The 19,958-nt window shown below is 69.3% G+C and carries 17 protein-coding genes; 6 read left to right on the forward strand and 11 right to left on the reverse strand.

Annotation, left to right across the window (positions count from 1 at the left end):
• From J2X20_RS14120 to J2X20_RS14130, 3 genes are read left to right on the forward strand one after another with little or no spacing between them, the layout of a single operon-like run.
• On the forward strand, window positions 1–1,584 hold the full coding sequence (locus J2X20_RS14120; protein WP_310265806.1) for an ABC transporter substrate-binding protein: 1,584 nt from the start codon (window positions 1–3) through the stop codon (window positions 1,582–1,584).
• Window positions 1,581–2,480, forward strand: a complete 900-nt coding sequence (locus tag J2X20_RS14125) for a LysR family transcriptional regulator (RefSeq protein ID WP_310265809.1) — start codon at window positions 1,581–1,583, stop codon at window positions 2,478–2,480. Before J2X20_RS14120 ends, J2X20_RS14125 begins: the two co-directional genes overlap by 4 nt.
• Window positions 2,477–3,082, forward strand: coding sequence for a M15 family metallopeptidase (locus J2X20_RS14130; RefSeq protein ID WP_310265811.1), 606 nt, complete (start codon window positions 2,477–2,479; stop codon window positions 3,080–3,082). The genes J2X20_RS14125 and J2X20_RS14130 overlap by 4 nt, the downstream gene beginning before the upstream one ends.
• A gap of 6 nt (window positions 3,083–3,088) precedes the next feature.
• Here the strand turns inward: J2X20_RS14130 and J2X20_RS14135 are convergent, their stop codons facing one another.
• From J2X20_RS14135 to J2X20_RS14145, 3 genes are read right to left on the reverse strand one after another with little or no spacing between them, the layout of a single operon-like run.
• Window positions 3,089–3,427, reverse strand: coding sequence for a hypothetical protein (locus J2X20_RS14135; protein ID WP_310265813.1), 339 nt, complete (start codon window positions 3,425–3,427; stop codon window positions 3,089–3,091).
• An 11-nt stretch (window positions 3,428–3,438) separates the two neighbouring features.
• The gene (locus J2X20_RS14140) at window positions 3,439–3,906 is read right to left on the reverse strand and encodes a GNAT family N-acetyltransferase (protein WP_310265816.1); all 468 of its coding nucleotides are present in this window, start codon (window positions 3,904–3,906) and stop codon (window positions 3,439–3,441) included.
• 7 nt (window positions 3,907–3,913) lie between these two features.
• A complete protein-coding gene (locus tag J2X20_RS14145; protein WP_310265818.1) occupies window positions 3,914–4,885 on the reverse strand; it encodes a helix-turn-helix transcriptional regulator in 972 nt (323 codons plus the stop codon).
• 88 nt (window positions 4,886–4,973) lie between these two features.
• On the opposite strand from J2X20_RS14145, the gene J2X20_RS14150 reads away from it, so the two are divergent.
• Window positions 4,974–5,558, forward strand: coding sequence for a hypothetical protein (locus J2X20_RS14150; protein ID WP_310265820.1), 585 nt, complete (start codon window positions 4,974–4,976; stop codon window positions 5,556–5,558).
• A gap of 51 nt (window positions 5,559–5,609) precedes the next feature.
• Here the strand turns inward: J2X20_RS14150 and J2X20_RS14155 are convergent, their stop codons facing one another.
• The 3 genes from J2X20_RS14155 to J2X20_RS14165 all read right to left on the reverse strand — a co-directional run bounded on the left by J2X20_RS14155 (window position 5,610) and on the right by J2X20_RS14165 (window position 9,795).
• On the reverse strand, window positions 5,610–5,843 hold the full coding sequence (locus J2X20_RS14155; protein WP_310265822.1) for a DUF1653 domain-containing protein: 234 nt from the start codon (window positions 5,841–5,843) through the stop codon (window positions 5,610–5,612).
• Window positions 5,844–5,975: 132 nt separating this feature from the next.
• Window positions 5,976–8,828: a peroxidase family protein gene (locus J2X20_RS14160; RefSeq protein ID WP_310265826.1), complete on the reverse strand. Its 2,853-nt coding sequence runs from the start codon at window positions 8,826–8,828 to the stop codon at window positions 5,976–5,978.
• A 121-nt stretch (window positions 8,829–8,949) separates the two neighbouring features.
• Window positions 8,950–9,795: a hypothetical protein gene (locus J2X20_RS14165; protein WP_310265829.1), complete on the reverse strand. Its 846-nt coding sequence runs from the start codon at window positions 9,793–9,795 to the stop codon at window positions 8,950–8,952.
• A 49-nt stretch (window positions 9,796–9,844) separates the two neighbouring features.
• Between J2X20_RS14165 and J2X20_RS14170 the strand changes: the two genes are divergently transcribed.
• On the forward strand, window positions 9,845–10,882 hold the full coding sequence (locus J2X20_RS14170) for a S66 peptidase family protein (RefSeq protein WP_310265831.1): 1,038 nt from the start codon (window positions 9,845–9,847) through the stop codon (window positions 10,880–10,882).
• A gap of 70 nt (window positions 10,883–10,952) precedes the next feature.
• On the opposite strand, the gene dacB is transcribed toward J2X20_RS14170, so the two are convergent.
• A complete protein-coding gene (gene dacB, locus J2X20_RS14175; RefSeq protein ID WP_310265832.1) occupies window positions 10,953–12,368 on the reverse strand; it encodes a D-alanyl-D-alanine carboxypeptidase/D-alanyl-D-alanine endopeptidase in 1,416 nt (471 codons plus the stop codon).
• The gene (locus J2X20_RS14180; RefSeq protein WP_310265834.1) at window positions 12,368–13,315 is read right to left on the reverse strand and encodes an ornithine cyclodeaminase family protein; all 948 of its coding nucleotides are present in this window, start codon (window positions 13,313–13,315) and stop codon (window positions 12,368–12,370) included. The genes dacB and J2X20_RS14180 overlap by 1 nt, the downstream gene beginning before the upstream one ends.
• A gap of 210 nt (window positions 13,316–13,525) precedes the next feature.
• Here J2X20_RS14180 and J2X20_RS14185 point away from each other — a divergent pair, with 210 nt between their 5' ends.
• Window positions 13,526–16,438: a TonB-dependent receptor plug domain-containing protein gene (locus J2X20_RS14185; protein WP_310265837.1), complete on the forward strand. Its 2,913-nt coding sequence runs from the start codon at window positions 13,526–13,528 to the stop codon at window positions 16,436–16,438.
• A gap of 184 nt (window positions 16,439–16,622) precedes the next feature.
• Here the strand turns inward: J2X20_RS14185 and J2X20_RS14190 are convergent, their stop codons facing one another.
• Genes J2X20_RS14190 through J2X20_RS14200 form a run of 3 tightly spaced genes read right to left on the reverse strand, consistent with a single transcriptional unit; the run spans window position 16,623 to window position 19,935 of the window.
• Complete coding sequence (locus J2X20_RS14190; protein ID WP_310265840.1) at window positions 16,623–17,537, reverse strand: S66 peptidase family protein; 915 nt, start codon at window positions 17,535–17,537, stop codon at window positions 16,623–16,625.
• On the reverse strand, window positions 17,516–18,604 hold the full coding sequence (locus tag J2X20_RS14195; RefSeq protein WP_310265842.1) for a serine hydrolase: 1,089 nt from the start codon (window positions 18,602–18,604) through the stop codon (window positions 17,516–17,518). The genes J2X20_RS14190 and J2X20_RS14195 overlap by 22 nt, the downstream gene beginning before the upstream one ends.
• Window positions 18,601–19,935 carry a D-amino acid dehydrogenase gene (locus J2X20_RS14200; protein ID WP_310265844.1) on the reverse strand — a complete coding sequence of 445 codons (1,335 nt, stop codon included), beginning with the start codon at window positions 19,933–19,935 and terminating at the stop codon, window positions 18,601–18,603. The genes J2X20_RS14195 and J2X20_RS14200 overlap by 4 nt, the downstream gene beginning before the upstream one ends.
• Window positions 19,936–19,958 lie beyond the last annotated feature (23 nt).

Raw genomic sequence — 19,958 nt, forward strand, 5'->3', positions numbered from 1 at the left:
ATGAAGCCCCAGTACGTCGCCCTGCTGACCCTTTTCGCACTGGCCAGCGCGCCCGCCGCACTAGCCCAGGGCAAGCCCCTGATCTACTGCGCTGACGCCTCTCCAGAGGGCTTTGACCCAGGAATGTGGGACAGCGCTAGCACCAATATCGTCGGCGCCCAGATGTTCGACGGCCTGCTCGGCTTCAAACGACCCACGACGGAACTCGTTCCCAAGCTGGCCACCAGCTGGGAAATCTCGCCCGACGCGAAGAGCTTCATTTTCAAATTGCGGGAAGGCGTCAAGTTCCACAGCACCCCCTGGTTCAAGCCATCCCGCGACCTCAATGCAGAGGATGTGCTGTTCACTTTTCAACGCTTCATCGACCCCAACCACCCGTTCAACAAGGCGTTTCTGGCAAATTTCATCTATCCGCAGAACCTCGGCCTGGCCAAGTTGATCGAGGGCATCGACAAGATCGACGACCGCACAATTCGTTTCCGGCTCCGCCAGCCCAATGTGACATTCGTCGCGAACTTCGCATTCGCCTGGGCAGGCATCCAGTCCGCGGAGTACGCCGCCCAGCTGCTGAAGGACGGAAAAGCCTCGCAGATCAATGTGCAGCCGGTCGGCGCGGGCCCCTTCCGGTTCAAAAGTTATGCCAAGGACGACGTGCTGCGTATGGAAGCGCACACAGATTACTGGGGCGGCAAGCAGCCCACGCCCAACCTTGTCTTCAGCATCAGCCGCGAGCCCAATGTGCGGGTGCAGAAGATCGCCGCCGGCGAATGCCATGTGGCGGCGGCCCTGCGCGATGTCGACATCGCCGGGCTGGCCAACAACCCCAACGTCAGCATCGAGAAGATCCAGGCCCTCAACATCTCCTATCTGAGCTTCAACCTGAAGAAGCCGCCGACCGACAAGCGCGAGGTGCGCGAGGCCCTGGACATCGCCGTCGACCGCGATGCCATCTTCAAGGCCCTGTTCCCGCGCGGCGACGCCATGCAGGCCGTCAGCGCCTTTCCGCCGGCCGTCCCCGGCTACAACAAGAAGCTGAAGAACGAGTTCGATCCCGCCAAGGCCAAGGCCCTGCTGGCCAAGGCCGGCTACCCGAACGGCTTCGAGATCGACCTCTGGGCCCTGCCCGTGCAGCGCCCGACCAACCCCAATGGCCAATTGATGGCCCAGCTCATCCAGCAGGACTGGGCCAAGATCGGCGTCAAGGCCCACATCAAGACCTATGAGTGGGGCGAATACCTCAAGCGCGCCAACAACGGCGAGCACAACGTCTACATGAGCGGCTGGAGCGGCGAGACCGGCGATGCCGACGACTTCCTGACCCCCAACCTCAGCTGCGCGGCCAACAAGAACGGCATCAAGTTCTGCAACGCCGAATTCGAGAAGCTCATCGACGAGGCCCGCGCCACCCCGGACCAGAAGAAGCGCATCGCCCTGTACGAGAAGGCCCAGGAGATCTTCAAGCACGAGCGGCCCTGGATCACGATGGCGCACTCGACCGTCTACATCCCCATCCGCAAGGACGTCGTCGGCTTCAAGATGGCGCCCAATGGCTCGGTGGACTTCGAAGGCGTCTACCGGAAATGAGGCTCAGACACATCGAGGTCTTTCACGCCATCATGCAGGCCGGCACCATCAGCGGCGCGGCCCAGCTGCTGCACATCTCCCAGCCGGCCGTGACCAAGGTGCTGCAGCACTGCGAGCTGCAACTGGGCATGCCGCTGTTCGACCGCGTGCGCGGCAAGCTCTACCCGACACCCGAGGCCCAGCGCCTCTTCGTCGAGATCGACAAGCTCAACCGCGACCTCGTCGGCATCCGCCGCCTGGCCGCCAACCTGAAGAGCGGTGAAAGCGAGCAGGTGCGCCTCGTGGCCACGCCGGCCCTGGCCATGGCCATCGTGCCGGCCGCGATGACGCCCTGGTGCAAGGCCTATCCCAACGCCAGCTGCTCGCTGGCCACCCACCACACGCGAGAAATCGTGTCGGCGCTGCTGCTCGGCGAGGCCGACCTGGCCCTGTCGCTGCAGGACCCGCGCCATCCCGGCATCAAGGCCGAAGCCATCGCCAGCGGCACCATGGTGGCCCTGTGCCCCCTCGGCAGCCCCGAGGCCAAGGGCGAAGGGCCTCTCGGCCTGGCCGACATCCGCAGCGAGATCGTCGGCCTGCAGAGCGACGACCCGCTGGCCGGCCTGCTGCACCATGCCGGCGAGGCCCTGGGCCAGCCGCTGGCCAGCCGCATCACCGTACAGACCTACCAGCTCGCGCGCGCCCTCGTCGAGGCCGGCGTCGGCATGACGCTGGTCGACCCCTTCACCGCGGCCAGCGCCGACGCCAGCAAGGTCCGGGTACGGCCGCTGTCGCCCGCCGTGCCGGTGCAGCTCTATCTGCTCAGCGCCGCCAGCGCGCCGCTGGGTCAGGCCTCGCGGCGCCTGGTCAAGTTCATCACCGCGGCTGCGCACGAACACCTTTCTCGACTGCCGTGATTCGCATCGAAGACATCGCCTCGCATTCGGACTTCCGCCCGCTTGCCTCGCTGCAGCACGGCATCGCCGTGGACCTGCGCTACGCGACGGCCGACAACTTCGTCGGCCACCCGGTGTATGCCGGCATTGATTGCCACTGGCTGCGCCGCGAAGCCGGCGACGCGCTGGAACAGGCCGCCGCCTGGCTCCACGAACGCCGCCCCGGCTACCGCCTGCTGGTGCTGGACGCCCTGCGCCCCCAGCGCGTGCAGCAGCGCCTCTGGGACGAGCTGCAGGGCACGCCGCTGACGATGTATCTGGCCAACCCCGAGCGCGGCTCCATCCACAGCTTCGGCATGGCGGTTGACCTGACCCTGCTCGACCCGCAGGGCCGCGAGGTCGACATGGGCAGCGGCTTCGACGAGATGACGCTGGCCTCCCACCCCGACCACGAGGCCGAGAACCTCGCCCTGGGTGCGCTCAAGCCCGAACACCTCGTCGAGCGCGGCTGGCTGCGCGCGGCCATGCGCGAGGCGGGCTTTCATGGCATCACCACCGAGTGGTGGCATTTCGACTTCGGCGACCGCGTGGCGGTCAGGCGCGATCTGCCGCGGGTGCTCTGACGCGGCTCAAGCCGCGCCCCCGACGAAGCGCATGGCCTCGCGGGCCATCGAGCGGCACTCGTCCGGCGTGCAGCGATCGACCGACAGCCACTCCTTCATCAGCCGCCCATGCCCGGGGTCGAAGCGACGGCCGACGCCACGCGCCTCGAGCTCGTCCACGCGCTGGCGCGGCAGCTTGAGCACCAGCGCCCCGGCGGCCGACACCATCGCGAAGATCTTGCCGTTCACCTGCAGCGCTGACGACCCGAAGCCCTTCTTGCCACGTTGCCCGAGGCTCACGCCGGGCTCGCCCGACAGGTCAGCCATGAGGGCGGCAAACCGGGTCTGTGCGTCGGCAGGCGGCATGGTTCCTTCCTTCAGGTCAGCGAGGTGGCATCCAGCGCCTTCTGCATGAAGACGCTCAGCGGGTCGTCGGTGTAGTCGCCAAAGGGCCCGCGCCTCTCGTAGCCGCAAGCGGCGTACAGGCCCAGAGCCTCGGGCTGGTAGGGGCCCGACTCCAGCGTGACGCGGCGGCAGCCTCTGGCCGCGGCCTCAGCCTCCAGCATGTCCAGCAGCCGCCTTGCCACGCCATGGCCGCGGGCGCGCGGACTCACGAACAGGCGCTTGAGCTCGCCGAACTCCGGGCCGAGGACGATGGCGCCGCAGCCCACGGCCTGCCGGGTTTCGTCGCGCGCGACGGCGAACAGCACATGGGGCTGCACCAGCACGCTGAGATCCAGCGCATGCCGGCTCTCCGGCGGATAGAGCGAGTCCTGGTAGGCGTCCAGTTCGGTGATGAGGGCGACGACGTCGGGCTGGTCGGGAGATTCGAAGGCGAGCTGCATGGCGGCACTATGCCTTGTGCGCACCGGCGAGCTGGCGAGCCCAGGTGCCTATCTGCTCGCGCAGCGCGGTTGGCTCCAGCGCCTGGGCCTCCGGGGCCAGCGACAGCACCAGGCGTGCCGCCTGCTCCAGGCTTTCGATGGGCAGCTTCACGCGCACCCAGCGCTGCGCCTTGACGGGCGCCTCGGGCACGGCAACCGCGACGGCCTGGGCGGCGTAGCGGCCCTTCTCGGACAGACGGCGACAGCCTTCGGGCGTCAGCCGCAACAGCGCCATCTCGGGCCTCAGTTCGCGCTCGAAGCGCTGCGTCGACGCCTGCCACCAGTCCGCCAGCTCGAAATCCGCGGGGCGCTCAAAGCTCTCGTCGCCGACCGTCAAGGCCTGGATGTTGGCGACCTTGAGCATCATGACCCGCTGGCCCGAGCGCATGACGCCGTACCAGGCGCCCGCCTTCAGCACCAGGCCCAGGGGTTCGGCCTTCCAGCGTCGCTCGCCCTTCCAGCTCAAGTAGTCGATCTCGACCCGCTTGCCTTCCAGCACCGCACTCGCCAGCGCCGGCAGATGCGGTGTCGGCGCGCCGCCCTGGTACCAGTCCAGCGGGTCCACGTGCAGGCGCGCCTGCAGCCGCCCGGCCAGAGCCGCGGACTCCCCCGGCAGCGCCGACTGCAGCTTGAGCTTGAGCCGCTGCGAGGCCCCGCCCAGGCCCAGCTCGCTGGCTGCGCCGGGCAGACCCAGCAGCGGCAAGGCCTGGGCCTCGTCGCCCAGCAGGCCGTTGAGCCTTGTCGCGAAACCCTCGCGCAGCTTGAAGCCGCCGCCGCGCCCGCGCTCGGCATAGACGGGCACGCCGGCGGCCGACAGCTCGTCGATGTCGCGCAGGATGGTGCGCACCGACACCTCGAACTCGCGCGCCAGCGCAGGCGCCGTGATCTGCGGGCGCAGCTGCAGCAGGATCAGGATGGACAGCAGTCGGCTGGCGCGCATGCCTCGGATGATGTTCTGCAAAACATGACGCCGATTGTCATGTCATGCCAAGCAGCATGCGCCACCTCCACTCATCAGCGAGACAAGCATGACCGACTCCACCGAACGCCGCCGCCTGCTGCAGGCCGCCGCCGCCCTGGCCCTGGCACCCAAGGCCTCCGCCACGCCCGCCGAACCCCAGCCCGGCCCGGCCATGACAGGGCTGCTGCCCGCCACGCGCACGCCCGGCAAGCCCGGCGACTTCGACTTCCTGACCGGCCGCTGGAAGATCCTCCACCACAGGCGCCGCAACGGGGCCTGGGACGTCTTCGAGGGCGAGGCCACCGTGCACGCCATCCTGGGCGGCATCTGCAGCGTCGAGGAGCTGCGCATCCCGGCGCGCAACTTCAGCGGCATGGGCCTGCGCCTGCTGGACGTCAAGAAGGCGCAATGGAGCGACTTCTGGGTCAATGGCGCCGCCGGAGAAATCGGCGCCCAGGGCCTGCCCGGCAGCTTCGAGGGTGGGGCCGGCATCTTCCAGGAGGAATCCGAGGAGGACGGCAAACCTGTCATTCACCGCAGCGTCTGGGACCGCAGCACGCCGACGGGCTGCCGCTGGCAGCAGGCGGCGTCGCGCGACGGCGGCAAGACCTGGCTCATGGATTGGTCGATGGATTGGACGCGGGTGAGCTGAGACTGTGGTGCGAGGCGGCGGTGGGCCAGAAAAAGGCCAGCATCGCCGTCGCTAGCCCACGCGCTCGAACCGCGGCCTCAGGACGCCGTCGACCTCCAGCGAGCCTGTGAACATGTCAAAGGGCCTCACCCACCAGCCGCTGTCGTTGTACAGCGGCCGGTAGACCACGACGATCTCCAGCGTCTCGCTGTGGCGGGCGACGCCCATCACCTCGTACTCCCCGCCCTTGTAGTGGCGGTAGCGGCCGGGGGCGAGATGGGGCAGCGGGGGCAGGTCTGAGCTCATGCCCCCGATTCTCCGCGGCTCGTGAATTCACGGGCGGAGCGCTGGGCCCCTCCCGAGCCGGCCCGTCATGGCGACGTGCTTGCGGTTCAACGCCGCAAGCATCGCCGTTCCCTTGGGGACCAGACGAGGGGCTCAGCGGAAAGCGGGGTCACTTTCCGCACCTTTTCGCGGCTGCCATCCCAGGCCGTAGTACTCGCCGCGGTCGCGGGCCCAGGGGTCGAAGGCGTTGGTCACGTGGGCCAGCTCGGGCGCCAGCTCCGGCACGGTGCGCAGCAGCACGCGCTTGAACGGCGAGACCTCGATGCGGTGGCCGTTGCTCTCCCTGGCTTCGAACCGCTTGCCGGTCGGACCGTTGTTCAGCAGCCATTCGATGCCGAGATGGCTGTAGAACTCGGGGCGGAAGCTGCTGGTGAAGAAGCGGTCGCTGAAGAGGCGGCGCGAGGCGTTCAGGATGAAGACCTGGAACTGCGTCTCCGAGATCGCATAGCCATGCGGCCGCGTGAACTCGGACAGCCAGCCCACCACCGTGTCCACGTCCTCGATGTTGTCGACCAGGCTGCCATCGGGCTTGCCGAGGCAGTCGTTGATGGGGCTGCCATCGGGGTTCTTCTGCGCGGCGGTGATGATCTTCTTCGCATCGCATTTGTGCTGGCCATAGACGCCGCGCAGGTCGTTGATGACGCGCTGCTGGCGGGCACGCTCGGGCGAGTCGGCCGGCAGCCTGGCATCGATGAAGTCGTCGTAACTCGTCAGCTGGCGCAGGCCGTATTGCCTGCGGAACTCGTTGAAGCGCGGCACGCCGTGTTCGCGGTCGCGGATGATGTCCAGAGCCGCGACGTCGATCTTGCCGGTGCTGGACTGCAGCCGCGGAATCGCCAGGTTCTGCAAAAAGGCCGGCGTGTTGCCTAGGGTCAAGAGGCCCAGGCGCTGGCGGCCCATGGACAGGGCCCAGTCGGCCGCACCTTCGTTGGCGAGGGCCGGCGTGGCCTTGCCGCGGAAGGTCTCGATGACGGGCACCTTGGCGGCGATGCGGTTGGGGTCCTGGTCCCAGTGGCGCAGCTCGATGAGGTCGGGCACCAGGGCGTGCAGGCGGTAGACGCTGACGAACTCCTCGGGGAAGTTGAAGGGCGAGCCGAAATGGTTGACGCCGCCGTTCACATGCTCGGGGTTGGCCAGGTTCCAGATGTCGTCCTTCCTGGCGTTGTGGCGGGCGAAGAAGCTGTCGTCCCTGTAGACCCGCGCGCCCAGGCCGAAGATGCCCGGGCCCGAGGCCAGGGCCGAGTACCACTGGCCGGCCTTCTTGGCGTCGGTGCTCTTGCCGTAGTTCTGCACGACGATGGCTTCCAGCGCGTTCTCGACGATGGGATGGCCCTCGAACAGGCCGCCCCAATTCGCGTTCATGCCGAGGTACAGCGGCTCGTCGTAGAGCAGCTGCGTCGTCCATTCGATGGTGTGGATCTTGGCGATCTCGGCGGCGACGACAAGGCGGCCCACCTCGAACAGCACGTCGGGTGAGACGTCGCGGTAGCGGATGACTGCCATCGGGTTGGCCGGGTCGCGCAGGCCGGAGTCGCCGTCGGGCGTAGCCGCGGCGCGGCGGCGGAATTCGGCGACGAAGGCGTTGTGCTCGCGCGAGAACACCGTCTGGTAGAAGCCGACGCCGATGCTCCAGTTGTCCGGGAAGGCCGCCGCGCCCTGCCCCGCCCATTGCGGCAGGATGGGGTCGTTGGCGCCGAAGACGGGCAGCTGGCCCAGGGCCTCGCCCGCGCCGCCGCGTGCGCCGGGCAGCATCAGCAGCTTGGCCGGATCGGCCGGGTCGCGCTTGACGCGCTGGCGCGACACGGCGTTGTAGCCATAGATCTGCGAGGCGTCCCACCAGGCCGTGTTGTTGTTGGCATGGGTGCGGAAGGCACGCGCCAGCGGCTTGCTGCCGTCGGCCGCCGTGTAGCGCGGCGGCGCGCCGGCGTCGGCCACAAAGCTGCGGTCGATACGGTCGTCGGGCCGGCAGCCCAGCTTGGCTGCGTCGCCGCTGCAGCCGACGGACATCCACTGGTTCTGGTTGCGGCCCTCCTCCATGTGGGAGAACCAGTCATGCGTCATGTACTGGATCCAGAAGGCCGCCAGCACATTGAAGAAGGGCGCCTTCTGGTAGTCGCAGTTGGCCTCCACCGGGTTGCCCGGCAGGCCCTGGCCGTCGCGGCACTTGGCCGGGTCGCTCTGGGCGCGGGTGAAGAGCTTGCGGCTGATCAGCTGCGGGTCGGGCTGCAGCAACGACAGGCGGTCGCCATGGCGGTTGCGCGCCAGCTGGTCGTCGCTGATGTCCGGGTAGGTGGCCTCGAACTGCACATTGCGCGCGAACAGCGCACCGGCCGATCCCATCTTGGGGTTGCGGAGGTCGTTGCAGATGCCGTCCAGCTGGCGCCAGCGGATCAGCTCGCCCTGGCAGAGCTGGGTGCCATCGCCGCCGACGGCCTTGTAGAAGGGCGAGTCGGCCGGCAACCGCATCGAGGGCCAGGTCTTGATCGCGGCGCCCGCCACGCCTTCGCGGCCCAGGGCGTAGTCGGCAAAGCTGCCGGAGTTGTCGAAGAGGTTGAACTTGATCAGCTCCATGCGCTGGTACTCGAGGTCCAGCAGGGCGCCGTCGACGCCGCGGCCATTGGCGCTGAAATGACTATCGACGCCCGTCGTCCCCGGCAGCAGCGTGGACTTGTCGCCGGTGGCCCAGTAGTTGGCCCAGTCGACATAGGGTGTGTGGCGGAAGGCCGCGGCCTTGTCGCTGCCGCGGCAGCGGGCGACCTCCTCGCCCACCTTGCCGTTGAAGCGCTCACTGCGCTCGTCGGCCACCTTGCGGAAGCCTCCGGCCAGCATGGCCGTGCAGTTCTTGGTGTCTTCCAGGCTGGCTTTGGGGCTGTTGCCGGCGCAGCCGGCCAGCAGCACGAACGGTGCCAGCAGCAGGCCAAGCGGCCCGAACAGGCGGTGCTTCATGAGGTGCTCCTCTCTCTTGTTCTTCGCGAGACCGCGGAACATAGCGAGGCCATGGCCACAGCGTCAATCCTGCGAAGGCCCCGAAAGATTCACCTTGATGACAGCCTGCGTGAGCGGCCGGCTAGGGCGGCAGCCGGCAGGCGCCGTCGGCCTTGGCCGCGGCCGACTGCCTGCACAAGGCCCGCCACAGCCGCCGCGTGAAGCTCTTGTGGCTGTGAGCGAACACCGGCGCCGCGCCGACGAAGAGGTGCCGCCTCTCCACCGCCGGCGAGAGCCGCTCGATCTGCCGGGCCAGTTGCGGGTCGCGGCGCAGCCTGTCGTCCACGAAATAGCTGTGCATCAGCAGCACAGGCGTGCGGCCCGCCGCCACCTTGAGCAGGGCGCTCTCGTGGCTGGGCGCCGGGTCCGCGAGCCAGCCGCGCTCCCTGGCCAGCATCTCGGTGCGCGTGCTTGCAGTGACGCCGACCCGCGCCTGCTCCGTCAGCCCCGAGATCGCCTGGCCATCCCAGGCGATGCCGCTACCGCGGCGCGCATACAGCACGTACTCGACCATGCCCAGGCTGTAGTCGAACTCGCCGCGGCGCCCTTCCCGTGCCGGCAGGGCCAGCAAGGCCGCGATGGGCCCGCCCTCGCCCACGCCGGCCACCAGGTCGATCTGGCCGCCCTCGATCATGGCGCGCAGCCGGCGCACCGGCAGGCGCAGCATCTCGGCCTTCTCCAGGCAACCCTGCCCGCGCAGCGCCTGGCGCATCCAGTCCACCAACAGCCCGGGCGGCTGCAGAAAGTCCTCGCCCTGGCCGCGCATGAAGGGCTCGGCCGGCCCCTCGGGGAAGGCGATGCGCAGGCGCTCGGGGCAGGCGTCGGCCTGGGCCGCGCCGGTTATGAGGTATGCAGCAATCGGCAGCAGATGACGCCGCGCGACCGCCGCCACGGCGGACACAATGCCGTGCGAGGTCGACAAATCCACGCGACCGAGTATGCGGTTGACCCCTCATTTCTGACTGTTTGAAAACGATATGAACCCGTCACGCCGTCAACTTCTGCACTTCGGTGCCGCCACGGCCGGCCTGCTGGCCGCCACCGGCTCCGCCGAAGCCGCAGGGGGCCCGTTGCTGGCGCGACGCCTGCGCGCCGGCGACACCATCGGCCTCGTCAGCCCGGCCAACGCCACCTTCGAACGCGAGCCGCTGAAGATGGCCGTCGAGGTCGTGCAGGCCCTGGGCTTCAAGGTCAGGCTCGGCGAGTTCGTCGCCGCACGGCGGGGGCCGTTTGCCGGCACCGACGCGCAGCGCGCCGCCGACGTCAATGCGATGTTTGCCGACGACTCGGTGGCCGGCATCCTGGCCGTGACCGGCGGTTCGGGCTGCAACCGCATCGTCGACAAGCTGGACTACGAGCTGATCCGCCGCAAGCCGAAGTTCTTCGGCGGCTTCAGCGACCTGACCTGCCTCGTCAACGCCATCCACCGCCAGACCGGCCTGGTCAGTTTCCACAGCCCCGTGGCGGTGTCGGAATGGAACGACTACTCGGTGCAGAGCTTCCTCTCCATCGCCATGAATGCCGAGGCGGCCGTGCTGCGCAACCCGGTGGCCAAGCCCGTGGACGACCTCATCGCTCGCGAGGAGCGCATCACGACCCTGCGCGCCGGCAAGGCCCAGGGCCGGCTGGTAGGCGGCAACCTGACCGTGCTGGCCTCCATGGCCGGATCGGCCTATTTCCCCGATTGCCGCGGTGCCCTGCTGTTTCTGGAAGACATCAACGAATACATCTATCGCATCGACCGCTGCCTCTCCACGCTGCGCCTGGCCGGCGCGCTGTCGCAGCTGAGCGGCGTGGTGCTGGGCCGCTTCACCAAATGCGAACCCGGCGAGGGTTATGGCAGCCTGACGCTGGACGAGGTCTTCGACGACTATTTCCTGCCGCTCAACATCCCCGTCTACCGGGGCGCGGCCATCGGCCACATCAAGCGCAAGCTGACGGTGCCGGTGGGTGCACCGGCCGAGATGGATGCCGACGCGGGAACGGTCCGGCTGCTGCGGCCCGCCGTCATCTGACGCAGGCCGACGCGCTCAGGGCATCGGGCCTCAGCGGCTTGGTGACGAAGCGCAAGCCCGCCGCCGGCCCTCAACGCTGCGTCGCCACCCAGTTCACGAGGGCATCCAGCACCGGCCGGCCCTTGCGCGCGGCCTCGGGGTGGTTGAGCAGGGCGACGAAGACCCAGGGCTTGCCGTCGGCGTCCGATACGAAGCCGGCGAGGCCGACGGCGTCACGCAGGGTGCCGGTCTTGAGCCGCGCCCGGGCCGTGGCAGGGCCGTCCTTCAAGCGGCGCGACAAGGTGCCGTCCACGCCCGCGATGGGCAGGGTCGCGAGCAGCTCCGGCGCCTGTGCCCCGCGGTGCCCCGCGCGCAGCAGGCCGGCCAGCTGAGCCGGGCTGATGCGCTCGCTGCGCGACAGGCCCGAGCCGTTGTCCAGCACCAGGCCGCGGTCGTCCAGGCCATGGGTGGCGAACCAGGCGCGCACGACACGTTCGGACGCCGCCAGCGTCGCCTCATCGGGCTGGGCGGCCTGGGCGCCCAGCTGCAGATAGACGAGGCGGGTCAGCGCGTTGTCGCTGCGCTTCATGACGCCGCGCAGCACCTCGGCCAGCGGTCGGCCGCGATGGGTGGCCAGCACGACGGCACCGGCCGGCGCGGCGCCTTGCGCATCGCCCGGCCCCAGGCTGCCGCCCAGCTCGGTCCAGAATTGCCGCAGCGCATGCGTGACCAGCCACTGCCGGTCGACGATCTGCAGCGGCGCGCGCTGCTGGCAGCCCGCCGGAAAGGCGCCCTGCAGCTTCAGCGTCCAGCCGTCGCCGGCAGGCTGAACGGCAGCAGGTTTCCAGTCCTCGTCCCAGTCCTTGCACGGCCGGGTGGACAGCGCCATCGCGCTGGCGTCCACGCTGAGCCCGGGCAGGGCCGGCAGGGTGCGCGCCGTCACGCCGGTGGCCGTGGCCTGGAGCTCGAAGTCCAGCAAGCTGCCGTTCAGGTGCAGGGCGTCGGGGATGACGTTGTAGTCGAACTCGGGTGCGTCGTCGAAGGGCGGCAGGCCGAGGTCGAAGCGGGCCGGCCTGAACAGCGTGCGGTCGACGACGAGGCCGCCGCGGATCTCGCGCACCCCGCTCTCGCGCAGCTGGCGCAGCAGCCACCACAGGGCCGGCCAGTCGAGGTCGGGGTCGGCGCCGCCACGCAGGACCAGAGGCCCTTCGATGATCCCTCCGACAGGAACCGAACCTGCAAGCAACTCGGTGCGGCCGCGGTGATTGATGCCGAGCTTGTCCAGCGCCACGGTGGCCGTGACCAACTTCATCGTCGAGCCCGGCGACATGGGATCGTCGGCGCGGCGCTGCAGTGCGGGCCGCGAGCCGTCCAGCGGCTGCACCACGAAGCCCAGGCTGTCGGCCGGCAGGCCGGCCTGGTCGAGCGCCGCCTGGACGGGGTCGGGCACGGAGGTGGTCGCGCAGCCCGTCAGGGTCAGCGCGGCGGCAAGCAGCCAAAGGCGCATCAGCACACCCCCAGGCGGTGGGCGACGAGGCGGGCCAGGGCCACGTCCTCCAGGCCGATGCCAACGCTCTTGTAAACGACGATGTCCTGCGACCCGCGCGGGCGCGGGTTGACGATCAACTCACCGAGCTCGACGAGGCGCTCCGGCGCGATGACGCCCGGCGCGATGACGCCCGGCGCGGCCTGCACGATGTCGCCCGCTTCCAGCTCGGCGGCGGTGCGCCATTCGACGACGACCAGGGACGCCCGGCCCAGCAGCGCATCATCCAGTTCGCGCGCCGCCTTGGTGCTGGAGCCGACTGCGGCGACAAAGGCGCCGGGCCTGACGAGGCCGCCATCGAACAGCGGCGTGGCCGAGCGCGTGGCCGTGGCGATCACGTCGGCCTCGGCGGCCGCGGTCGCCGCCTCGACGGCTTGCACCGGCAGCCCGAGGGTCGCCTGCAGATCCGCGGCAAAGGCCTCGGCCCCCGAACGCGCGCAGACGAGGATGCGCTCGAAACGGCGCACGCGTACCAGCGCCTCGGCATGGGCCCGCCCCTGGATGCCGGCGCCGAAGACGGCCAGCGTCTTCGCATCCGGCCGCGCCAGCAGATCAGCCGCCACGGCCGTCGCCGCGGCCGTGCGCAGGCGCGTGAACTCATTGGCCTCCAGTGTCGCGATGGCTGCGCCCGTGTCGGCCGAGAACAGGCTGACGAGGAAGTTGTACCTGCCGTTGCGCGCCGAATAGACCTTGGTGCCCAGCACCGCGGGCAGTTCGCCATCGGCCCCCAGGATGGCGCCCATGGCGCTGATGGCCAGGGCCGCGCCGTCGTGGCTGGCGCTGGCGCGATGGCGGGCCAGCACCTGGGCCTGGCCGCGGCCATGCTGGGCAAAGGCGGCACGCAGGGCCGCGACGGCGCTGTCCGGATCGAGGACGGTCGCGACTTCGGCTTCGGTGATCAATCGCATCGAGGGCTCCAAAACGCTCAGCGCGGCACTGTAGAGGGGCCACTTCGCACCGCGTGCGTGCTTTCACGCCAGCACGCATTCCCGCAGGTTATGTGCAGCGCACAAGCATTCATTGAAATCCGCGCAACACCTGGGGTGCCGCCCCCTGGGCGCGCACCTGCGCGACGGCGAACATCGGCTGCAATCGAATCACATTGAGGAGCCCCTGAGATGAAGCTGAACCGCCTCGCCGCCCAGCTTGCCGTTGTCGGCCTTGCCGCCCATACCGGCGCTGTACTGGCGCAGAACGAAGGCACGCGTCTGGAACGCGTCGAGATCACCGGCTCCAGCATCAAGCGTCTCAAGGACGAGGGCGCCCTGCCCATCCAGGTCATCAGCCGCCGCGAGCTGGAGCGCGCCGGCATCGCCTCGGCCGAGCAGATGATCATGCAGCTCAACATCAACGGCAACGGCCTGGACAACCTCGCCGGCAACGCCGACGTCGTTGACGGTGCCGCCCGCGGCAACAACGGCGCCAGCAGCGCCAATCTGCGCGGCCAGGGCAGCAACGCCACGCTGATCCTGCTGAACGGCCGCCGCGTGGCCGCCCACGGCCTGAACGGCGGCACGGTGGACCTGAACCAGATCCCTTTCGCGGCCCTGGACCGCGTCGAGATCCTGAAGGACGGCGCCTCGGCCATCTATGGCACCGACGCCATCGGCGGTGTCATCAACTTCATCCTGCGCCAGAACTACAGCGGCCTGACCATCAACACGCTGGCCGACGTGCCGCAGAAGAAAGGCGGCGAGATCTACGGCGCCTCGGTGACGGCCGGCTTCGGCGATCTGAACAGCAACGGCTTCAACTTCCTGGCCTCGCTGTCGGTGCAGGACAACAAGGTGCTGCGCGGCGACCAGCGCGACTTCGTCAACACCTACCAGCCCGACCGCGGCCTGGCGCCCGACACGCGCGGCGCGCCCATCGCCACGCTGTTCGGCGTGGCCGGCACCAAGGAAAACGTGCTGACCGTGACCATGCCCAACGGCACGCGCAGCAACACCGCCGGCCCGGTGGACTTCGCCAACTCGGCCCTGCGCGTCAACGGCATCAATGTGCTGGACCTGCCCGGCGGCGCCGGCTGCTCGTCGGTGGACGGCATGAGCCCCTACCAGGAAGCGCTGTGGGCCACGGCCGCATCCAAATACGGCTGCGCCTGGGACACGGGCCGCGCCGCCGTCATCCAGCAGCCCATCAAGAACACCAACCTGGTCAGCCGCATGACCTTCAAGCTGGGTGATCACCAGATCTTCGGCGAGGCCGTGCTGGGCCGCGCGGAATCGGCCAAGAGCTTCTCGCCCAACCAGATCACCAGCGGCACCAACACCTCGACCACCTCGCTGCCCAACGGCACCGTGGTGGCCAGCCCCTTCCGGGACCTGCGCTACCCCAGCACCGGCGCGTCCTACAACCAGATCTTCGACGCCCTGGTCAAGTCCTTCCCCGAGCTGGCCGGCAACCGCGGCCTGGGCATGGCCTTCCGGTGGCGCTGCATGATCTGCGGCAACCGCGAGATCGACACCAAGGCCGACACGGCCCGCTACCTGATCGGCGCCGACGGCTCCCTGCCCTTCTTCCAGGACTGGGACTACCGCGTCGGCTTCTCGCGCGCCGAGAGCAAGGGCAGTTCCGTCATCGGCAGCGGCTACCACTACTGGCAGCCCTTCGCCAACCTCATCAACAACGGCACCCTCAACCCCTTCTCGCTGCAGCAGTCGCCCGAGGCCATCAAGGCCCTGGACGCCATCTCGGCCACCGGCGTGACGCTGTACGGCGGCAAGTTCACGATGCAGCAGGCCGACGCCACCGTCTCCGGCCCGCTGTTCAAACTGCCCGGCGGCACGGTGATGGCCGCCATCGGCGTGGACTCGCGCACCGAGAAGTACAAGTTCGACGGCGACCAGCGTCCCAATGCCAACACCGTCGACGCACTGATCTTCAACGTGCCTTTCGACAACGCCCTGGCCACGGCCGGCACCCTCAAGCGCACCATCAAGGCGGTGTTCACCGAAGTGGCCGTGCCGATCATGAAGAACATGGAGATCACCGGGGCCGTGCGCCGCGACGAGTACACCGGCTTCGGCTCGACGACCAACCCCAAGATCTCGATCCGCTACAACCCGACGGAGCAGCTGCTGTTCCGCGGCGCCTACAGCACAGGCTTCCGCGTGCCAACCTTCAAGCAGATGTTCGACCCGGTGACGCAGAGCACCTTCGTCGGTGCCGACTTCACCGACCCGGCCACCTGCCCCACGCGCGTGGTGTCCAACGCGCCGGGCTGCGCCAGCGTGCGCGACTTCACCACGCTGTTCGGCGGCAAGGCCACCCTGGGTCCCGAGGAGGCCAAGATGTACAGCGCCGGCATGGTGCTGCAACCCACCAAGGACCTGGTGGCCAGCCTGGACTGGTGGTCGGTGCGCCGCGAGGGCACCATCCAGTCCTTTGGCCTGACGACGCTGGCCGACAACTACCAGTACTTCCAGGACAACTTCATCCGCGACGCCAGCGGCAAGATCGTTGCCGTCGACACGCGCTATGTGAACGCCGGCGAGACCCTCACCAAGGGCCTGGAAGCCAGTGTGCGCGGCAGCATGAACGCCCTTGGCGCGGCCTGGACCGGCAGCTTCGATGTGTCCTATCTGCTCGACAAGAAGTCCCGCCTGGTGCCCAGCGCGCCCATGGGCAGCAGCGAGGTGGGCCGCTTCACGCGCGCCGGCGACCTCGGCATCCGCTGGAAGCACACCGCCACGCTGACCCGCAGCGAGGGCAATTGGGCCGCGACCGTCCAGCATGTCTACCGCACCGGCTATCAGGACTTCGTGCTGCCCGGCGTCGCCAACGGCAGCGTCAAGCCGGCCAACTGGAACCCGCGCGTCTCGCCCTACTCGGTCATCAACACCAGCCTGGCCTGGAGCGGCATCAAGAACCTGACCATCACGGCCGGCATCAAGAACCTGCTCAACGAAGACCCGCCCTTCAGCGTCACCTACGACACCAACACCGGCGCCGGCTCCAGCTGGGAGCCGCGCGTGGCCGACCCGCGCGGCCGCGCCTACACGCTGCGCGTCGAATACCGGATGTTCTGACTCCGTCCTGGAGACTCCCTGCCGGCTCCGGAAACCGGCATTCCAGCCCCGCTTCGGCGGGGCTGTTTTTTTGATGAGTGCCGGAAGTTGTGCCGCGGAGCCGCCCAGCCCGCGCGAGGCGCGGCACACCTGACGGCGCGTTCCCTGCCCTCCTCGCTCGCCTGCTTCGCAGTCGAGAAGCCGTTCAGCAGAGCGTCAGCGTGCCCGCCACCACATCCATCTCGGCCATCACACCGAGTGGCAGCGGCCGGTTGGGCTGACCATGCCCAGAAGGCCAGCCGGCCAACACCGGGCAGCGCAGCCGCGGCAGATGGTCGGCCAGCACGGCGTCCGGGCTTTCGGCGCCGCTGAAGCTGCCGACCAGCAGGCCGGCGATGCGGTTCAGCACGCCGGCCAGGCGCAGCTGGCTCAACATGCGGTCGACGCGATAGGGCTCCTCGCTGATGTCCTCGATGAAGAGCAGGGTGCCGTCGACGGCGGGCAGGTAAGGCGTGCCCAGCAAGGCGCAGAACATGGCGAGATTGCCGCCGATGAGCCGACCTCGCGCTGCGCCGCCGTGGCTGAGCAGATGCGGCGCGGCCTGGCCGACGAGATCACCCGCCTTCCAGCCGCTGGCCAGGCGCGCGAACAGCGCATTGGTGTCGGCGTCCGATCCCGGCATGCCCCAGTCGCTGGCCGGCATGGGCGCGTGCAGCGAGGGAATGTCGGCCTGGGTGCGCAGCGCATGCAGCACGGTCAGGTCGCTGTAGCCGATCAGCAGCTTGCGCGTATGAGCCAGCAGGCCGAGGTCGATGCCGTCCATCAGCCGGATGCAGCCCGAGCCGCCGCGCAGGGCCAGCACGGCGTCGAACTGCGGGTCGCCGAAGGCCGTGTGCACATCGGCCAGGCGCACGGCGTCGGGGGCGGCGAGAAAGTCCAGCGGCCCGAGACCTTGAGCACTGCCAAAGCAGCTCGGCAGCAGCTGCGCCCGATAGCCACGCTCGCGCAGCCAGCCCTCGACGGGATCGAGCCGCCCCGGCTTGGGCGGGCCGGCCGGCGCTATGACGGCGATGCCGGCGCCGGGGCGCAGCGGCGGGATCAGGAATTCGCTTTCAGCCATGCGTGGATGGCGGCGCCCAGGGCCGGCACCTTCCAGGTCGTCGACGCCTCGGGATGCGGCGCATAGCGCATGCCGAGGCTGGTGGTCAGCGCGATCAGATAGTGCAGCTCGCCGTCATGCACGATGCCGGCATCGCTGGTGTAGTTCTGCGTGTTGCCGGTCTTGTGCGCAAAGCGCGCCGGGATGCCGGGCACCCAGCCCGGCAGGGCGCGCAGCGACTCGCTGCTGAGGTTGTGGTGCAGCTTCTGCGCGTCCAGAGCCCGGCGGATGACGTCGCGGCTGGCGGGGCTGACCAGCTCAGGCGTGGCCGGGGCATCGGCGTCCAGCCGCCACATCAGGCGCAGCGCATCCCAGGCCGTCATCTGGATCTGGCCGACGCCCGAGCCGGCGCCATTGCCCCAGCCGCCGTCGGCCTGGGTGTTGGCGATCATCAGTCCGGGCAGGCCGGCGGCCTTGAAGGCGTCGTGCATCTCGTTGTGCACCTCGCGCCCACCCTCGCGGCGGATGGCGCCGCGCTCGTGCAGATGGGCAACCAGGGCCGAGGTCGCCTCGTTGCTGCTGACGGTGATCATGTCGAACAGCCAGTCGGCGACGGCACGGGTCTGGTCCTGGTAGACCAGTGGCAGGGCCCAGTCGCTGCGGCCGGCGTCGACGAGGCGGCCAACGCCGACGGCCACCATCATTTTCAGCAGCGAGGCCGGATAGGGGGCGACAAAGCGCGGCCCCTGGCCGAACCAGGCGGGGAAGTCGATGCGGCTCCAATCAGCGCCCGGCAGCCAGGCATGGGAGTCGCCCTTGGCATCGCGTACATCCGCTTGGAAGGCGATGTTGGCGACGGCGCCCGTGGCGGCATCGAATCGCGCCACCAGGCCCCGCGGATGCTCGCGCGAGAACAGCACATTGGCGCAGACCGGTGCCGCGCCGCCGCGCGGGAAGACGGCCACGGCGAGATCGATGCTGGGCGGCGCATCCACAGGCTCGCCGCCGCGCAGGCTGTCGGCCGTCTGCTCGAAACGCTGGGCGCGGACGGCCGCCAGCAGGGCCTGGGCGAGATCGTCGTTGTTCACAGGGTCAGGCCTTCGAGCGGCAGAGGACTCTCGCGACCGGAAACCAGCTCGGCCACGATGTTGGCCGTCGCGAAGGAGAACGTAAAACCCAGGGCGCCATGGCCGACATTGAGCCACAGCCCCGGCACACCGCTGGCGCCGAGGATGGGGGCGCCGCTGGGCGTCGCCGGGCGCAAGCCGGCCCAGGGCGTGGCGCGGTCATAGTCCGCGGCGTTGGGGAAGGTGGCGCGCACCGAGCGTTGCAGCGAGGCCAGGCGGCCGGCGTCCAGGCTGAGGTCGTCGCCGACGAGGTCGACCATGGCCGCGATGCGCAGCTCCCGGCCGATGCGGGCGTAGAGGATCTTCTTCTCGAAGTCCGTCACGCTGACCTCGGGTGCTCTGTGCACGCCGTTGATGGGCGCCGTCAGGCTGTAGCCCTTGAGCGGGTAGATGGGCAGCTCGACGTCCACGGTCGCGGCCAGCGCGCGGCTGTGCAGGCCGGCGGCGAGGATGACGGCGTCGGCGCCAAAGCTGCCCAGGTCGGTGCGCACGCCCAGCACCGCGCCGCGGTCGTCGAGCTGCAGGCCGTCGACACGGGCCGCGAGCCGGCCGCGGAAACGCTCGTGCTGGTTGAGGCGCTCGTACAAAGCCGTGCAGAAGGCGTGGCAGTCGGCGACAGCCTCGCCGGGCGTGAAGATGCCACCGGCCAGCGTGGCTTCGCCTTCCTCGAACTGGGACAGGGCCGGCTCCAGCGCCACGCAGTCGTCATGCGACAGGGCCTGCTCGGCGCCGCTGCCCTTGACCCGGGCGGCGACGCGGGCGAACTCGGCCGGCTTGCGGTAGACGACCAGCTTGCCCGGCGTGCGCAGCGCGATGCTGTCGCCCAGCTGGGCCTGGGCCTGCAGGCGCGCGAAGGAGGCCTGGCTGTAGGCCCCCAGGGCCAGCAGCCTCTCGGTGGTGCGGCGGTTCACCGGACCGCGGCAGTTGCGCAGGAAGGCGATCAACCAGGACCATTGCGCCCAACTCGCCTCGGGCTTGAAGCGCAAGGGGCCGTCGGGGTCGAGCAACCAGCGCAGCGCCTTCAGCGGCACGCCAGCGTCGGCCAGCGGCGACACATAGCGGTAGCTGAGTTGCCCCCCATTGGCGCGGCTGGCGCCCTGGGCCACTTCGCCGTCGCGTTCGATCAGGGTCACCGCATGACCCCGTTCCAGCAGCGCCCAGGCAGTGGTCAGGCCCACCACGCCGCCGCCGATCACCACGCAATGCTTCATCCTGCCCTGGGCTTCTTGAACTTGGCGGCAGGGTAAAGACGCCCAGGCGGCGCTGCCAATGAAACCGGCAGCCACTGCCATAACCGGGCGACATGGGCATGCGC

Origin of the sequence: Roseateles saccharophilus, from assembly GCF_031458095.1 — a bacterium.
Classification (GTDB): domain Bacteria; phylum Pseudomonadota; class Gammaproteobacteria; order Burkholderiales; family Burkholderiaceae_C; genus Pelomonas; species Pelomonas saccharophila_A.

Excerpts from the sequence above, each read along its gene's own strand:
- J2X20_RS14160 (WP_310265826.1), bottom strand. The coding sequence starts at position 8,828 with ATGAAGCACCGCCTGTTCGGGCCGCTTGGCCTGCTGCTGGCACCGTTC.
- J2X20_RS14200 (WP_310265844.1), bottom strand. The coding sequence starts at position 19,935 with ATGGCAGTGGCTGCCGGTTTCATTGGCAGCGCCGCCTGGGCGTCTTTA.
- J2X20_RS14170 (WP_310265831.1), top strand. The coding sequence starts at position 9,845 with ATGAACCCGTCACGCCGTCAACTTCTGCACTTCGGTGCCGCCACGGCC.
- J2X20_RS14120 (WP_310265806.1), top strand. The coding sequence starts at position 1 with ATGAAGCCCCAGTACGTCGCCCTGCTGACCCTTTTCGCACTGGCCAGC.
- J2X20_RS14135 (WP_310265813.1), bottom strand. The coding sequence starts at position 3,427 with ATGCCGCCTGCCGACGCACAGACCCGGTTTGCCGCCCTCATGGCTGAC.
- J2X20_RS14125 (WP_310265809.1), top strand. The coding sequence starts at position 1,581 with ATGAGGCTCAGACACATCGAGGTCTTTCACGCCATCATGCAGGCCGGC.
- J2X20_RS14185 (WP_310265837.1), top strand. The coding sequence starts at position 13,526 with ATGAAGCTGAACCGCCTCGCCGCCCAGCTTGCCGTTGTCGGCCTTGCC.
- J2X20_RS14140 (WP_310265816.1), bottom strand. The coding sequence starts at position 3,906 with ATGCAGCTCGCCTTCGAATCTCCCGACCAGCCCGACGTCGTCGCCCTC.
- J2X20_RS14150 (WP_310265820.1), top strand. The coding sequence starts at position 4,974 with ATGACCGACTCCACCGAACGCCGCCGCCTGCTGCAGGCCGCCGCCGCC.
- J2X20_RS14155 (WP_310265822.1), bottom strand. The coding sequence starts at position 5,843 with ATGAGCTCAGACCTGCCCCCGCTGCCCCATCTCGCCCCCGGCCGCTAC.
- J2X20_RS14145 (WP_310265818.1), bottom strand. The coding sequence starts at position 4,885 with ATGCGCGCCAGCCGACTGCTGTCCATCCTGATCCTGCTGCAGCTGCGC.
- dacB (WP_310265832.1), bottom strand. The coding sequence starts at position 12,368 with ATGCGCCTTTGGCTGCTTGCCGCCGCGCTGACCCTGACGGGCTGCGCG.
- J2X20_RS14180 (WP_310265834.1), bottom strand. The coding sequence starts at position 13,315 with ATGCGATTGATCACCGAAGCCGAAGTCGCGACCGTCCTCGATCCGGAC.
- J2X20_RS14190 (WP_310265840.1), bottom strand. The coding sequence starts at position 17,537 with ATGGCTGAAAGCGAATTCCTGATCCCGCCGCTGCGCCCCGGCGCCGGC.